General features: G+C 62.4%; 17 protein-coding genes. 10 read left to right on the forward strand and 7 right to left on the reverse strand.

The window, feature by feature from the left end:
* Nucleotides 1–140: 140 nt before the first annotated feature.
* Both WBP07_RS27635 and WBP07_RS27640 read right to left on the reverse strand, forming a co-directional pair.
* A complete protein-coding gene (locus WBP07_RS27635) occupies nucleotides 141–1,139 on the reverse strand; it encodes a zinc-dependent alcohol dehydrogenase family protein (protein WP_395398163.1) in 999 nt (332 codons plus the stop codon).
* A gap of 198 nt (nucleotides 1,140–1,337) precedes the next feature.
* Nucleotides 1,338–1,931, reverse strand: coding sequence for a TetR/AcrR family transcriptional regulator (locus tag WBP07_RS27640; RefSeq protein ID WP_395398164.1), 594 nt, complete (start codon nucleotides 1,929–1,931; stop codon nucleotides 1,338–1,340).
* Between the two features lie 124 nt (nucleotides 1,932–2,055).
* Between WBP07_RS27640 and WBP07_RS27645 the strand changes: the two genes are divergently transcribed.
* The 5 genes from WBP07_RS27645 to WBP07_RS27665 all read left to right on the forward strand — a co-directional run bounded on the left by WBP07_RS27645 (nucleotide 2,056) and on the right by WBP07_RS27665 (nucleotide 5,416).
* Nucleotides 2,056–2,784, forward strand: a complete 729-nt coding sequence (locus tag WBP07_RS27645; RefSeq protein WP_395398165.1) for an SDR family NAD(P)-dependent oxidoreductase — start codon at nucleotides 2,056–2,058, stop codon at nucleotides 2,782–2,784.
* A 14-nt stretch (nucleotides 2,785–2,798) separates the two neighbouring features.
* Entirely contained in the window at nucleotides 2,799–3,191 is a 393-nt protein-coding gene (locus tag WBP07_RS27650) for a VOC family protein (protein ID WP_395398166.1), read from the forward strand.
* 108 nt (nucleotides 3,192–3,299) lie between these two features.
* Complete coding sequence (locus WBP07_RS27655) at nucleotides 3,300–4,040, forward strand: SDR family NAD(P)-dependent oxidoreductase (RefSeq protein WP_395398167.1); 741 nt, start codon at nucleotides 3,300–3,302, stop codon at nucleotides 4,038–4,040.
* Nucleotides 4,041–4,197: 157 nt separating this feature from the next.
* A complete protein-coding gene (locus tag WBP07_RS27660; protein ID WP_395398168.1) occupies nucleotides 4,198–4,680 on the forward strand; it encodes a nuclear transport factor 2 family protein in 483 nt (160 codons plus the stop codon).
* A gap of 7 nt (nucleotides 4,681–4,687) precedes the next feature.
* Nucleotides 4,688–5,416 (forward strand): SDR family oxidoreductase, encoded by a 729-nt coding sequence (locus WBP07_RS27665; RefSeq protein WP_395398169.1) that lies wholly within the window; start codon nucleotides 4,688–4,690, stop codon nucleotides 5,414–5,416.
* A 220-nt stretch (nucleotides 5,417–5,636) separates the two neighbouring features.
* Here the strand turns inward: WBP07_RS27665 and WBP07_RS27670 are convergent, their stop codons facing one another.
* From WBP07_RS27670 to WBP07_RS27685, 4 genes are read right to left on the reverse strand one after another with little or no spacing between them, the layout of a single operon-like run.
* Nucleotides 5,637–6,626, reverse strand: coding sequence for a saccharopine dehydrogenase family protein (locus WBP07_RS27670; RefSeq protein WP_395398170.1), 990 nt, complete (start codon nucleotides 6,624–6,626; stop codon nucleotides 5,637–5,639).
* Nucleotides 6,627–6,649: 23 nt separating this feature from the next.
* Nucleotides 6,650–7,006 (reverse strand): nuclear transport factor 2 family protein, encoded by a 357-nt coding sequence (locus WBP07_RS27675; RefSeq protein ID WP_395398171.1) that lies wholly within the window; start codon nucleotides 7,004–7,006, stop codon nucleotides 6,650–6,652.
* Nucleotides 6,996–7,397, reverse strand: coding sequence for a VOC family protein (locus WBP07_RS27680; RefSeq protein WP_395398172.1), 402 nt, complete (start codon nucleotides 7,395–7,397; stop codon nucleotides 6,996–6,998). The genes WBP07_RS27675 and WBP07_RS27680 overlap by 11 nt, the downstream gene beginning before the upstream one ends.
* Nucleotides 7,398–7,407: 10 nt before the next feature.
* Entirely contained in the window at nucleotides 7,408–8,151 is a 744-nt protein-coding gene (locus WBP07_RS27685; RefSeq protein WP_395398173.1) for an SDR family NAD(P)-dependent oxidoreductase, read from the reverse strand.
* Nucleotides 8,152–8,282: 131 nt separating this feature from the next.
* On the opposite strand from WBP07_RS27685, the gene WBP07_RS27690 reads away from it, so the two are divergent.
* Complete coding sequence (locus tag WBP07_RS27690) at nucleotides 8,283–9,191, forward strand: AraC family transcriptional regulator N-terminal domain-containing protein (protein WP_395398174.1); 909 nt, start codon at nucleotides 8,283–8,285, stop codon at nucleotides 9,189–9,191.
* A 350-nt stretch (nucleotides 9,192–9,541) separates the two neighbouring features.
* On the opposite strand, the gene WBP07_RS27695 is transcribed toward WBP07_RS27690, so the two are convergent.
* Nucleotides 9,542–9,808 (reverse strand): hypothetical protein, encoded by a 267-nt coding sequence (locus WBP07_RS27695; protein ID WP_395398175.1) that lies wholly within the window; start codon nucleotides 9,806–9,808, stop codon nucleotides 9,542–9,544.
* A 284-nt stretch (nucleotides 9,809–10,092) separates the two neighbouring features.
* Between WBP07_RS27695 and WBP07_RS27700 the strand changes: the two genes are divergently transcribed.
* The 4 genes from WBP07_RS27700 to WBP07_RS27715 all read left to right on the forward strand — a co-directional run bounded on the left by WBP07_RS27700 (nucleotide 10,093) and on the right by WBP07_RS27715 (nucleotide 14,559).
* The gene (locus WBP07_RS27700) at nucleotides 10,093–10,644 is read left to right on the forward strand and encodes a tyrosine-type recombinase/integrase (RefSeq protein ID WP_395398176.1); all 552 of its coding nucleotides are present in this window, start codon (nucleotides 10,093–10,095) and stop codon (nucleotides 10,642–10,644) included.
* Between the two features lie 130 nt (nucleotides 10,645–10,774).
* Nucleotides 10,775–12,202, forward strand: coding sequence for an MFS transporter (locus WBP07_RS27705; RefSeq protein ID WP_395398177.1), 1,428 nt, complete (start codon nucleotides 10,775–10,777; stop codon nucleotides 12,200–12,202).
* A gap of 145 nt (nucleotides 12,203–12,347) precedes the next feature.
* The gene (locus WBP07_RS27710) at nucleotides 12,348–13,607 is read left to right on the forward strand and encodes an alpha/beta fold hydrolase (protein ID WP_395398178.1); all 1,260 of its coding nucleotides are present in this window, start codon (nucleotides 12,348–12,350) and stop codon (nucleotides 13,605–13,607) included.
* Nucleotides 13,534–14,559, forward strand: a complete 1,026-nt coding sequence (locus WBP07_RS27715) for an alpha/beta hydrolase (protein WP_395398179.1) — start codon at nucleotides 13,534–13,536, stop codon at nucleotides 14,557–14,559. The genes WBP07_RS27710 and WBP07_RS27715 overlap by 74 nt, the downstream gene beginning before the upstream one ends.
* Nucleotides 14,560–14,670: the final 111 nt, after the last annotated feature.

The raw sequence follows: 14,670 nt of genomic DNA on the forward strand, positions 1-14,670 counted from the left end.
GCTAATCCCTCGCAAACGACGGCCTTCGACAGAAATGGTCATCCAACGCGCCAACATCCAGACCAGAGCCGGATCAGCGAGGCTGATCCGAGACCGTAATGGTCAGACGAATAATTGTGCGTCGGACGCCGCTCTCCACCTTACTCGATCGTGATGACGACCTTGCCGCTTAAGCGGCCATCCTCCATCCGGCGATGGGCCTCCTGTACATTCTCAAGCTGAAAAGTGCTGTCAATCCGCGGCTTGAAGGCACCTGAGGCAACAGCGGTGCGGATGTATTCCTGCGCAGCAGCGAACCGCTCCGGAACGTCGGTCAGTTCGAAGAGGTCGACGAAGGAAAGAGAACGTCGGTCGAGTGCCACAAGGGGTACATCAACGCGAGCGGCAGTAATGTCTGGCGACGTCTGAGCGCCGTAGCTGAAGAGGCTTCCCTCTTCTGCAAGGCATGCGACACACTGCGCCAGCAGGGCGCCGCCAACCGTATCCAGGACTACCTTCACGCCCTTGCCGTTGGTTGCGGCCATGACGATGTCGGGTAGCGCCTCCTCGTCCGTGGCGATGACATGGTGCGCGCCAAGATCGAGCAGTTCGTGCTTGCGCGCATTCGTCCGCGTCGTGGCAAGAACGGTCGCCCCCATATCACGTGCGAACTGGATGAGCGCACTGCCGACCGGAGACGTCCCGGCGGTCACCAACACTGCATCGCCGGCACCGAGGGGCACCTTTGTGACGAGATTGTAGGCCTGAAGCCCCGCCATCCAGACCGCGGATTCTTCGATCGCCGTCGTTCCGGGGATTGACTTCACTAACGCCGATGCCGGCACATTGGCGTGGGTCGCGTAGATGCCGGATCCAACGAACGGCGTCTGCACAGGGAGAATGGCGACACGGTCTCCGATGCTGTGGCCCACGACCTCAGAGCCCACCTCCATGACGGTGCCGACGCCCTCGACACCCATGACGGACGGCAGACTGGGGGGAACGACATAGAAGTTGCGCCGGTACAGTGCCTCGAACCGATTGACCCCGATCGCCTCGATGCAGACCCGAACCTCATCGGGTCTGGTCGGCGGCAGATCGAAGGACTCAACCGTAAGGACTTCGGGTCCGCCGATCTTGGAAAATATAACGTGCTGCATGGTGTCCTCGCTGTAGCGGCGCGTGGTTCATTTCGAGGGGAGCCCACGCGCACGGATGCACGAGGGCGACCTCTCTGATGACCTAAGCGCCTGTGGGTTTCACCTCACCATAAGGCGAGATAGTAGCGATCACTATAACGACAATCACTCAACGCCACAAGGTAATAGTGCTTACTACAAAGTCGCACGAGGGAGCGGTCAAGCCATGGATGCCGACAGGCCTGCTTTGAACATGAAGGCTGCCTGCTCAGCCGCGGCACGGAGCCGAGCAGCCTCCATGCCAGTGTACGCTGCCGCCGAGAGCCCGCGCACCATGGTCACCACGGCGTCGGCGATGGCATCTCCGTCTTGGGGTACACGCTTCCCAATCTCCTCTCCGATCGCGGACACCATCACGGCGCTGATCTCGGTTGCGATCGCTCGTGCTTCGGGATCGGCTGCGCGCGTGCCTTCCGTGACCAGGCAGCCCCGCGCAGCGGCATCTCTGGAATACTGCTCCGCGGCTGAGATGAAGATCATCGTTACGGCTTCACCGAGATCGCGACCCTCGAAGATCTCTGAGACCGGTAGCGCCTGCTCGGCTGCGTAGCGACGCAGGGCATGCTCGAAGAGCCCCGCCTTGCTGCCATAGGCAGCATAAAGGCTGGGCGGATTGATCTCGAGCGCCTGCGTCAGATCGGCGACGCTCACGCCGTCATAGCCCCTCTGGTGAAACAGGCGCTGTGCCTTCTCGACGCCGAGTTGCCGATCGAACGGCCTCCTAGGCCGCCTCTTGCGGACATTTTCGCTCACTGGGACCTCCTGAAATCAACAGACATAATAGTGTTCGCTATAAAAATTTGCAACGCCCCCTTGCGCACTGCTAATAGCGATCACTATTATTCCGGCTGAGCAGGAGTTAGCGATGCCAACAGATATGAAAGTTGCCCTTGTAACGGGCGGTAGCAGCGGGATCGGCTTCGCCATTGCGCGAAAAATGGCCGCCTCAGGGATGCGGGTGATCATCGCGGGTCGGCGGCAGTATGCACTGGATCGCGCGGTGGGCAAGCTGGGCGCGAACGCGTCCGGTATGATCGCAGATGTCTCCGACCCCGCCAGTCTCGCGACACTCTTCTCGCAGATCCGCTCCGACTTTGGCCGTATCGACACCTTGGTCGCAAACGCCGGCGGCGGTGTCCATGCGCCCCTAGGCCAAATCTCCGAAGCGGCTTACGATAAGCAGTTCGACACGAACGTGAAGGGCATCGTCTTCACCGTCCAGGGAGCTTTGCCGCTGCTGCAGCACGGCTCGTCCATCGTAATCGTCGGCTCTACTTCCTCGATAGATCCGGGTCCGTCGATGAGCATCTACGGAGCCACTAAGGCCGCCGTGCGTAATCTGGTCAGGAGCTGGATCAGCGACCTGAAGGGCTCCGGCATCCGCATCAACATCGTCAGCCCGGGGCCGACGAACACACAGGCGCTGCGGGACGGTTTCGGCGAGCATGCGGAAGAGGGGCTCGCCTTCCTGCGGGAGAAGAGCCCGATGGGCCGCATCGGCGAGCCTGAGGAGATCGCGGAGGTCGCGGCGTTCCTTGCCAGCGACGCCGCAAGCTACATCAATGGTGTCGAGCTTTTCGCTGACGGCGGGGCGTCTCAGGCATGAAGGAAGACCCGGCCATGAGCATCATCAACCACATCGAACTTCCTGTGGGCGACGCCGAGGCGTCCCGTCGCTTCTACGAAGCGGCGCTGGAGCTGCTCGGGCTGTCGCTGGTCATCAGCATCGATCCAGCGCGCACCGCTCATGGGGGTGCGCGACTTGGGTTGGGCCGGGATGGATATCCGAGCCTGTGGCTCCACGAGGAGGCCGGCAGCCGTCTTCCCATCCATGTCGCCTTCACCGCCGGCGACAGGAAGGCCGTCGATGCATTTCACGAGATGGCGCTGGCCCACGGCGGAACCGACAACGGCGCGCCCGGCGTGCGGGAACGATACCACCCTCACTACTACGCTGCCTACGTGCTCGATCCCGATGGCAACAACATCGAGGCCGTCTGCCAGACCGAATAGGTCGAGTCCGCACCGCCATGAACAGGCGAGCCCCTGCGCCCACGCACGATTTCAGCAGCGAAGCGCCCGACAGAGCTGGCGCCACCCTCATTGATAAAGGAACTCATCATGTCGTTCGCCGATAAGGTTGCCATCGTGACTGGCGGGACGTCGGGCATCGGGCTCGCTGTCGCGCAGGAACTCGCATCGCAGAACGCCCGGGTCATCATCACCGGACGCAACCGTGAAAAGCTCGACGAGGCGGTTGCCATGCTCGGGAGCGGCGCCGAAGGCGTGCAGGCGGAGGTTTCGAACCTCGCCGACCTCGACAGGCTCTATGCCCATGTGAAGGAAAAGCACGGTCGCCTCGACCTGCTTGTCGCCAATGCCGGCGCTGGCGAAATCGTGCCGCTCGAGGCAATCACCGAAGATCATTTCGACCGCGCATTTGATAGCAACGTGAAAGGCGTGACCTTCTCCGTCCAGAAGGCGCTCCCGCTAATGGGCGAAGGCAGCGCGATCGTCATCGTCGGATCGACGTCCTCGATCCAGCCAGGTCCCGGCCTCAGCGTCTACGGCGGCACCAAGGCGGCGCTGCGCGCGATGGTGCGGGGCTGGGTGACGGAGATCAAGGGATCGGGCGTTCGCATCAACATCGTGAGTCCCGGCCCGGTGGACACCGCCTCTCTGCGTTCCTTCCTCGGCGACCAGGCCGACGAGGCGCTGGCCTACCTCGCCGATCGCAGCACCATCGGCCGCATCGGGCAGCCCGAGGAGATCGCCCGAGCGGTCGCGTTCCTCGGCAGCGATGCCGCCAGCTACATCAACGGCACTGAACTGTTCGCCGATGGTGGCGCGTCGCAGGTCTGATCGACCGCACGCGCCGCGATCAACCGAGCTGCCGTGATCGCGCTTGCCCCCCGCGATCATGGCCAGCGTGCCGTCGGCCTATCCCCCCAGGCCGGCGGCACGAATGGCATCTCACCGACCGTGGACGCCACATCCAAATCATCACGAAGGAAAGAGCATGTCTATCAACGCCATACTCCCCAGCACCATCGACAAGCTCGTCATCGAGAGCGAGGTTCGCCGCCTGCTTGCAGCATATGTCCACAACCTCGACTACGGGAAGGTCGAGGCGAATGCCGAGCTGCTGGCGGCTGCCAAGTTCAACATCGCCGGTACGATCGTGGAAGGACGCGACAGCATCGCGCAGTTCCTGCGGAACAACCTCCAGTACCATGTCGACGACACGCCCCGGACCTGGCACTCGGTCTCGAACGTGCTTATCGACGTCGCCTCCGCGACGGCCGCCAGTTCGATCTGCTATTTTACCGTCCACCAGGAGTTGCCGGGCCTGCCGTTGCAGCCGATCGTGACCGGCCGTTACATCGACACCTTTGAGCTTCACGATGGGGAATGGCGTTTCGCATCGCGCGAAATCGAACCCCGCCTGTTCGGCGACATCAGCAAGCACGCCGCTGCCCCGGCCGAAGCCGCGGCGGAGTAAGGCAGCGATGACCAACAAGCGCCAGGCGCTGGTGACCGGCGCGAACAAAGGCCTCGGGCTTGCCATAGCCAAGGGACTCGCCTCCGCCGGCCTCTCGGTATGGATGGGCGCACGCGACCGTTCCCGAGGAGAGAAGGCAGTGGAGGACCTGAGAGGTGAGGGCCTCGACGTGCGGCTTGTCGAGATCGACGTGGCTGACGACGCGAGCGTCCGACGCGCGGCCGAGACGGTCGGACGCGAGATCGACGCCCTTCATGTCCTTGTGAACAACGCGGGGATCGTGCTCGATCTCCAGGCCCCGGCAAGCGAACTCGGCATGTATGAAGTGAAGGCCACTTACGAGGTGAACGTCTTCGGTCCCATCCGGGTGACGCAGGGTTTCGCTCCTCTCCTGAAGGCTGCGGATGATGCACGGATAGTGAACCTGAGCAGCGGCCTGGGTTCGCTGACCCTTATCACCGATCCGACCTCGCTGTTCTCGACCGTCAACCTTCTCGCCTACTCGTCTTCGAAGGTTGCGCTGAACGCCGTGACGGTCTCCTTCGCCAAGGAGTTCGAGCCGTTCGGGATAAAGGTTAATGCGGTCGAGCCGGGCAACGTGCGAACCGACCTCAACGGCAACTCGGGCTCTTTGACACCGGAGGAAGGAGCCGAGACCGCGATCAAGATGGCCCTGATCGACAACAGCGGGCCGACCGGCGGCTTCTTTGGGAGCCTCGGCCGCCAGCCCTGGTGAAGTAACGAGCTGGCACGTCCCCCCCCCCCGGCACTGTCCGCGGCGGATCTGCTGCTGATCGCCCACGGAGACGCCCGCCTCGTCGATCGGGCGTCGGTCGCACGGCAGAACAGATGCTCGATGTCGTTATGTGTATTCGGGTCATCTGCGGGGCGGCGCATCATGCCGCCCGGAGCTTGGGACCGCACAGATCGTGGGGAGGAGCGACGTGTGCTGATGATCAGGCGTCGACGATCGTCGTGTCGGCGATCGTTTCGGCGAACCCGTCGCCGAACAGGCCGGCGGGAGTTTGGAAACCCGCCCGGGTTTCGCCGCCGACCACGCGTCGCGCCGCCTCCGCCGCGGCCAGCGTCGTGAACGTGTAGCCGTTCACCGTGTCGAGAATGGAGCGGACGACGGTGCCGTCCTCTGCCGTGACTTCGACCGCCGCATGGTAGCGGTTGGCTTCGCGCTGCTCGAGCGTGGGGCCGTCGGGCATGGCCGCGAGATCGCCCTCCGGGAAAGCGCCTTCGGTCACGTGCACGTACGTCTCAATGTTCGGGATATCCGTTGCCCGCCAGATCGTGATCAGTTCCGGCAGGGTGACTGGGAAGGAGGTGGCCGGCCCGTTGCCGAAGTCGAACTCCCGTAGTTCGTCGGCAGAACGGCCGACGAGTTCCCCGTCCACCCTGTGGAGGGTCTCGGTCGTCACGTTCTCGCTCGCGCTGACGGCTGATCCCCGGGAGAAGCCGCCTGCCACATGGAGAGCGATGCTCAGCTTGCTGGGATTCGCCACCCGCTTGGCGGCATGCCCGGCAAGGCACCCGAGCATTGCGACGCTTCCGCCGCTACCCGGTAGAAGCATGACGCCGGCCGCCTGTGCATCCTGATCATACCGCTCGGCCAGACGGTAGCTGTCCAGCTCGGCCGCGATGTCGAGGTAGTGGACGCCTGCCGCAAGGCAGGTCTGCATCAGCGGCTCCGCCGTCCGCATGAACGGACCCGCGCAGTTGAGCAGCACGGCGATACCGGAAAGCGCTCCTTCTCTCGCCGGAACGTCGTCGACCGCGAACAGCCGGTACTCGGCGTCCATCTCCGCAGCCAGCGTGACCAGCTTCTCCTCGTCCTGCGGTCTGCCCGCGAGGACCAAGGCGACACCGGCTGCCTTCGCGTTCATGGTCGCCATGCGGCCGGTGTAGCCGGCCGCCCCATAGATCATCAGCCTTTTCATCGTATTGGTCGCTTTCCTTTGGATTATTCGAGGTCGGCGTCGATGCGGACGATCAGCCCTGCGGGATCGGTGACGATCTCCAGCAGGCCGATCTCGTGTCCGAAGTCACCGGTGAAATCGGCGCGCAGCCGCGCCTGGCGCTCGCCAGTGCTCGTGAACGAAAGCAGCCGGGTGACTGTTCGGTAGCCGACGAAGAAGCGCTCAATGTATTCGCGCACACCAGCCTGCCCGTCGAAGCGCTCGCCGGTCGAGGGATCGTCGATCACGGCGTCGGCCGCAAACAGTGCCAACGCGGCCTCGACGTCGAACGTGTTGGTCGCCGCGATCAGCGCGTCGGCGATCGGTCGCAGGTCGCCCGCGTGACGGGCCTCAGTCCTCATGCTGCCAGCTCTTGAAGACGAATTCGAGGCTGTAGCCGTCCGGATCACGAACCTGCGCCGCATAGTAACGCGGATCGTAGTGGAGCTGTGGACCCGGCGGGTGGATCTGGCTGGCTCCTGCGGCCATCGCCGCGGCATGCGCCTCGTCCACCATCGCCTCGGAATCGGCGACCAGGCCGACATGCACTGCGCCCGGCGCGGGCTCGCCCTGCCGAAGCCAGAAGAACATGCGGCCCTTGGCGCCGAAGCCCTTCAGGTCGGGATGACCGGAAGGTCCGTCCTTCCCATCATAGTCGCCGCGTGCGGTGATCCCGAGCACGGGCAGCACCCGTTCGTAGAAAGCGATGGAGCGATCCGTGTCGCCCACCGTGAGGAAAATGTGATCGAGCATGTGCGTTTCCTCAGATGATGTAGCCGCCGGCCACCTCGATGTTCTGGGCGTTGATCCAGCGGTTGCCGTCAGAGAGCAGGCTGGCGATCACGCACCCGATATCGTCCGGCTCACCGATCCGCCCGAGCGCCGTCTGGCTCGCGAGCAGAGCTTCGAACTCGTCGGTGAGGCCGCCACCCAGCTCGGTCTTGATCGCACCTGGCGCGATCGAGTTGGCCCGGATACGGCGGTCGCCGAACTCCTTGGCCATGTAGCGGGTCAGCACCTGCAGTCCGCCCTTGAAGGAAGCGTAAGGTGCGACGCCTGCGGTCGCGACCCGGCTTGTGGCACTTGCGACATTCACGATGTGGCCCCCGTCCGCGATCAGCGGCAGCAGCGTCTGTGTCAGGAAGAACGGACCCTTGAGGTGCACACGGAATAGTCCGTCGAACTCCTCCTCGGTCACCGTCGCGATCGGATTGTAAAGGCCATAGCCGGCGTTGTTGACGAGCGCGTCGAAGTAGCGGCGGTCCCAGATCGCCTGCAGCGCGTCACGCACCTGATCGCGAAACGTGGGAAAGCTGGCGCAGTCGGCGACGTCGAGCTGCATGGCGACCGCCTTGCCGCCCTTCTCCTCGATCTCGGCGACGACGGTGTTCGCCGCATCCGGGTTGCTGTTGTAGGTGAGGATGATCCCCATGCCGCGCGCGGCGCACTGGATGGCGGTGCTCGCGCCCAGGCCGCGGCTGCCTCCTGTGATAATGACGATGCTCATAGCTGCTCCTTCAAACTGTCTGTCAACGTTGTGCCGTACCTGCGCTCCGTGCGCTCACACGATCCTCCTTTATGATTGCCTATTTCTGCTTTTGTGTTGATGCCGTGCCGCTTGGATGAGACAAGGGCAGCATGGAAATGCAGCTTCAGGAACTCCGCGGTCTCGCAGCCAAGGCAAAGAATCGGCGGACCGAGACCGGCATCCCGCGCGTCGCTATGGTCCAGGGCGAAATCCCGGAGCACCAGCTCGCCGCGGTTTACGAACCGATGGTCAATCTGATCCTGACAGGATCAAAGACGATGACGGTCGCGGACCGAACTTTCCGCTACGACCCTGCAACGTACTTCGTCATGTCCATCGACCTGCCGGCGGTGGGCTCAGTTCACCCATCCGAGGAGGGGGAGCCCTACCTCGCTGTTAGCCTTACGCTGGAACCCACGATCGTTGCCAATTTGCTGTCTGATCTGCCTAAACCTGCCGGAGGCGGGCTCTACGCGCCTGGCTTCTCGGTTGCGCCGGTGACACCCGACCTGCTCGACGCCTGGGTCAGGATGCTGCGATTGATGGAGCGGCCGAACGAAATTGCGGCCTTGGCGCCCGCTTACGAGCGCGAGATCCTGTTCCGCGTACTGCAGGGGCCATTAGGTTGGATGCTGCGGGACATCGCCACACCGAACACTGCGCTTTCTCGGGTCGGCGTTGCGATCCAATGGATTAGGGAGAACTTTGCCAAGCCGCTGCGGGTCGAGGCCTTGGCCGAGATGGCGGCCCTGAGCGTCTCCGCCTTCCATCGGCACTTCAAGGCTGTCACTGCGCTCAGCCCCCTTCAGTACCAGAAACATGTTCGGCTCCTGCACGCACGATCGCTGCTGCTGGCCGGCGAGGGCAACGCGACCGCTGTCGCGTTCGGTGTTGGCTATGAGAGCCCCAACCAGTTCAGCCGCGAATACGCCCGCCAGTTTGGCCTCCCGCCTTCGCGTGATGCGGCCCTGTTACGTAGAGTGTACGACAATCGTCTGGGTGAAGTGTCAACGGTGTAGCTTTCCGGTAACTTGCTGCACGAACCGGTTAGCCAAGCCTGAAGGTGACGGCCGTCTCCTGCGAAGGTGGCGGCGGGTTCTGGTGTAAGCTGACGTTTGCCCGTTGACTGTCGAACGACTTGGTTTGGTCGACTGCCGCCGGAAGCGAACGCCGGATCGTGGGACAAACCTGCCATTCCCGGTATCACTACTGAACGGCTGACTCGGCCATAACCCGCCGGTGGACCTTTGACGACAGATCGGCATAGCGAACGTCGGGTTCCAGGACAGTGATCTTGGCTCGGAAAAGCCTGACTGGGTGGAGAGCGGACATTGCCAATGCATGCGCAACGCCGCTGAGATGTGAAAGCTCAATGAGATCGGACCGCACAATAAAAAAGATATAGTGCCGGAGAATAAAGAATAGACAAGACAAGTGCCTCGCCAATAATAGCATCAACATCATCCACATTATTCGGAATGTACATCAAGTACATTGGCTCGGGACCCCATGCACTTAAAAAATAGGCAGACCCAAAGCTAAGAAAAACCAGTGCCGCCAAAATCCAAATACTGAACTTCACTTCCCAACCTCCGCCCTGTAGGGGAGAAGTATCATCACCGCCTTTGGTCAGCAACCGGACAATGCTGGGAATGTCTGGCTTGGGGCGCTAGCCGACCGGCAGCTTCTCGCCAAATCATCGTGGATTCCAGTCAGTCAGGAAACGCCCCATCCAAGCCGTTCGACAGCGATATGGACGCTCCCTGAACTGGACATCCAGTTTCGACTGGGACTGGGGACAAGGACGAACCCGCTCCGCGGGAGGGTCGCTTCGGGTGGGGTCGCATTGTAATTGCGGTCGTTGGACGAGGCGGAGTCGCCATGAGATTGTGAGGTTCCTTCAACGCAAAGGAACTCACCATGGACATTATGATTACCTCCGCCCCGATCGGCTCGCTACGCCAGCGGATGCTGCAGGATATGAAGCTTCGAGGTCTCGGGGCGCATACCCAGCAGGACTACATTCGCCACGTACGATCCTTCGCCGCGTTTCTGGGCCGCCCTCCCGATACAGCCAGCGCAGAAGACCTCCGGCGATTTCAACTCGATCAGCATCGGCGCGCCGTTGGGCCTGCGACGATCAACGCCGCGGTATCGGCTTTGCGCTTCCTATTCACCATGACGCTCAAACGGCCGGAGATTGCGCTGGGTCTTTCCGTCATACGGTGTGAACCCAAGCTTCGAGATGTCCTGAGCGTCGAGGAGGCCGCGCGGTTGATCGAGGCAGCGCCAGGCATCAAGTACAAGGCCGCATTCAGCGTGGCTTACGGCGCAGGCCTGCGCGTGTGCGAAGTTACCCACCTCAAGGTTGGAGACATCGACAGCAAGCGCATGATCATCCGGGTCGAGCAGGGCAAGGGACGCAAGGACCGTAACGCCATGCTCTCACCGCATCTGCCGGATGCACGCTAGATTAATTAGGAACGCTTATGGCTGCATGCAGATTATAGCGACTAATCCCACTAGAGGTCCAAAGCTATACCCAGTGGAGTAACTCGCGGCAGCCCAAAACCCAGCAGGCGCGACAGCTTCTGGACATGTGATGACACCTTCCGACCCGCACCACGAAAACGCGCACAAGGGCGCCATCCTGGCGATCATCCTCGTGAGCTACGTGATGATCGTTCTCGATATCTCGGTTGTCCTGACCGGCCTGCCCAAAATCCATCAGCAGCTTGGCTTCGCCGAAGCAAACCTGGCATGGGTCCAGACAGCCTATACCCTGACCTTCGGCGGTTTCCTGCTGCTCGGCGCCCGTGCCGGGGATATCCTCGGTCGACGCCGGATGTTCGTAGTTGGGCTGATGATCTTCACGCTCGCATCGCTTGCCATCGGGGCATCGCCCACGGCAACCTGGATGCTGGGATGGCGTGCCATCCAGGGCGTGGGGGCCGCCGTGCTCGCGCCCTCGACGCTGGCCCTGCTCCAGACCAACTTCGCCGAAGGGCATGAACGGACGCGCGCTGTCTCTTACTATGCGGCCGCTGCTGGAGCATCCGCCACGGTGGGTTTGGTGCTGGGCGGCGTGCTTGCCGAATGGGTGTCCTGGCGCGCCGGTTTCTACGTCAACCTCCCGATCGGCGTGGGACTGATCATCGCTGCGTACAAGTATATCGAGGAGACACCGAAACACGCCGGCCGGTTCGATATCCTGGGCGCCGTGACTTCGACCCTGGGCATGGGCGGACTTGTGTTTGGCTTCATTCGCTTCGCCGAAACGGGCCTCAAGGCGCCGGAAACCGTCGTGTCTCTGGGTGGCGCAGCCGTCCTGCTGACCCTTTTCGTCTTCGTTGAGCGCCGGGCCCAACAACCGATCCTTCCGCTGCGCCTGTTCTCGAGCCGCATCCGCTCCGGCGCCTATGCTGCGCGGGTCCTTTATCTAGGTGCAATGGTCGGGTTTTTCTTTTTCACGACCCTCTATTTGCAGGAAGTGCAGGGATATGGCCCTGCCGCCAGCGGATTGGCTTTCGTGCCGGCAACCATTCTCCATGTTCCCTTCGCGATCGCCGTGCCGCGCCTGGTCAAACACGTAAGCCCCAACCGCCTGATGGTGATCGGCATAATCACCGGCATTATCGCCATGGCCTGGCTGAGCCGCGCCGGGGTTGGAGCGTCCTATGTGACGGCGGTCGCCTTGCCGATGCTCCTGATCGGCATCAGTCAGGGCCTGACGCTGAGCCCGTTGACTTCCGCTGGCGTGGCAGGCGTAACCCACCAGGACGCGGGCGCTGGATCGGGAGCGGTCAATGTCGCTCACCAACTCGGTAGCTCAGTAGGGCTCAGCGTCCTAGTAGCGGCCGCCTCGTTCGGTGCGGCACATCTCCAAGGCGTCGCACTGACGGCCCATCGCATCACCCAGGCCTTCGATACGGCGACCGTCATGTTGGTCCTGACATTGGTGGTCGTCCTGACGACGATTGTCTGGCCGGCGAGTTCCCGATCATCCGGCCCGGTGCCGAAGCCGGCGTGAGAGTGCCATCCACCAGGAGCTGACGGCAGTTCATTCATAAGCCCAGCTAACCACTTCATGCGCATTTCGAGCCCTAATCACTTAGCCGGGGCTGCGTTATATTTTTTCGATAGAAGCAGGAGGAACCGTCATGCCGCCACGGACGATGAAGATCTTGGGCACGATGAAGATCTTGGCTGCGGCCACGCTCACGACGCTGTTCGGAGCGGCCGGCCAAAGTGCGGCTGCCGAACCGGCCCCCCTCATCATCCGGGAGCAAGGCAGTTTCGCAATAGGCGGAACCGTTCAGAGCACGCCGGGAACGTTCGTGAACAATGCACCCACCGCTCAGGGCCAGAGCTTTCATGGCGACCACCTATATGCCTTCTATCAGGTGCCGGTGAAGCCGCGGCCGCTGCCGATCGTGATGCTTCATGGCGCCTACCAATCCGGCCGGAGTTGGGAGACGACGCCCGACGGCCGGGAGGGGTTTCAGACCCTGTTCCTGCGCCGTGGTTTCTCGACCTATGTAGTGGATCAGCCGCGCCGGGGACGTGCCGGCAACAGCAGCGTCGCGACCACGATCGAGCCCACGCCGAACGATCAGTTGTTCTTCGACCAGTTTCGTCTTGGCGCCTGGCCCCGGTTCTTTCCCGGCGTCCAGTTCGATCAGAAGCCGGAAGCTCTGGATCAGTTTTTCCGCTCCATCACGCCTAACACCGGCCCTTACGACGCCAAGGTCATTTCAAGCGCGATGACCGCGCTTCTCGAAAAGACCGGTCCCGCAATCCTGTTCACCCATTCGCAGGGCGGTGAGCCTGGCTGGCTGACCGCTATTCGGAGCGCGAACGTCAAGGCGGTGGTCGCGTTCGAGCCGGGAAGCGGCTTCGTCTTTCCAAAGGGGGAGGCGCCGGCCGAAATGCCCAGCGCTGCGGGCACGCTGAAGCCTGTCGAGATTTCAGGCGGCGACTTTGCCAAGCTTACCCGCATACCGATCGTCATCTACTACGGCGACAACATCCCTATCGAACCGACCACCGAACGCGGGAAGGACAACTGGCGCGTCCGGTTGGCCATGGCGAAACTGTGGGTCGCGGCCGTGAACCGCCATGGCGGCGATGCCCGGTTGGTGCACCTGCCCGACATCGGAATTCGCGGGAACACGCACTTCATGATGTCCGACCTCAACAATCGCCAGATCGCAGATCAGGTCTCGCAGTTTCTTGCCGAGAAGCATCTCGATCCATCGGAAACTCCCAAAGATGACCCACGCCATTCCCCCCGCCAGCAGACGCCAGTTCCTCGGAACCTCCGCGCTTGTTCTCACGTCCGCCTTGATAGGAGTACCCTCCATGAGCGAAGCTTCAGCGGAACCCACGTCCAAAACCTTCGATTACCGGAACAATCCCTTTACGCTGGTCTATGACGGCGCACTCACCCGCAATGAGCCGGGCAAGGTCAATATCCATCCGGTCACCTACAAGCTCAACGGGCTGGATATCGTCGCCAACGTCTACACCCCGGCAGGCTACGAGCCCGGCAAGACCTATCCGGCGATCGTCGTCGCGCACCCCAACGGCGGCGTGAAGGAGCAGACCGCCGGTCTCTATGCCCAGCACCTGGCGGATCGCGGCTTTATCGCCATCGCCATGGACGCCGCCTATCAGGGCGGTAGCGGCGGGGCGCCGCGCAGCGTAGACAAGCCCATGTTCCGGATCGAGGACATCCATGGCGCGGCAGATTTCATCAGCAGCTTTCCCGGCGTCGATGCGACCCGGCTTGGTCTCTTTGGCATTTGCGGCGGTGGCGGCTACTCGCTGGCCGCCGCAAAGTCCGACAAGCGCTTCAAGTCGGTTGCGACGCTAAGCATGTTCAACTCCGGCCGGGTCCGCCGAAACGGTTTCCAGGATTCGCAGGCCGAAACAATTCAGCAGCGCCTGCAGGAGGCTTCGGCCGCTCGCGAGCAGGAAGCGACGGGCGGCGCGGTACTTTACGCCGGCGACGCCGATCTGACCGACGCGCAGATCGCAGCGCTGCCGTTCGACCTCTATCGTCAGGGCTACCACTACTATTGGCGCACCAACGCGCATCCAGGCTCGACCTTCAAATACACCAAGAGCAGCCTGCTCGATCTGATGCGCTGGGACGCCACCGATCAGCTCGACCTGATCGATGTCCCGCTGTTGATGATGGCGGGCAGCGAAGCCGACACGCTCTATATGACCGAAGACGCCTTCCCCAAGGCCACCGGCACGAAGGACAAGGAGTTCTTCAAGATCGACGGCGCCAAGCATATCGAGACCTATTGGGTGTCCGAATATGTCGACGCAGCGATGGGCAAGCTGACGCCGTTCTTTTCCCGAACGCTTGCCCGCTGACCGCAACCTTCCAGGGCATGACACTCACCCCCCTTTCGAGTGCCATGCCCTGGCTTTGCCAAGGAGTTGCTCCATTGACGAAAATCAGCCGAAATCTGGTCGCCGCTGTGT

The sequence above is a fragment of the Novosphingobium oxfordense genome (genome assembly GCF_044029435.1).
Lineage (GTDB): Bacteria > Pseudomonadota > Alphaproteobacteria > Sphingomonadales > Sphingomonadaceae > Novosphingobium.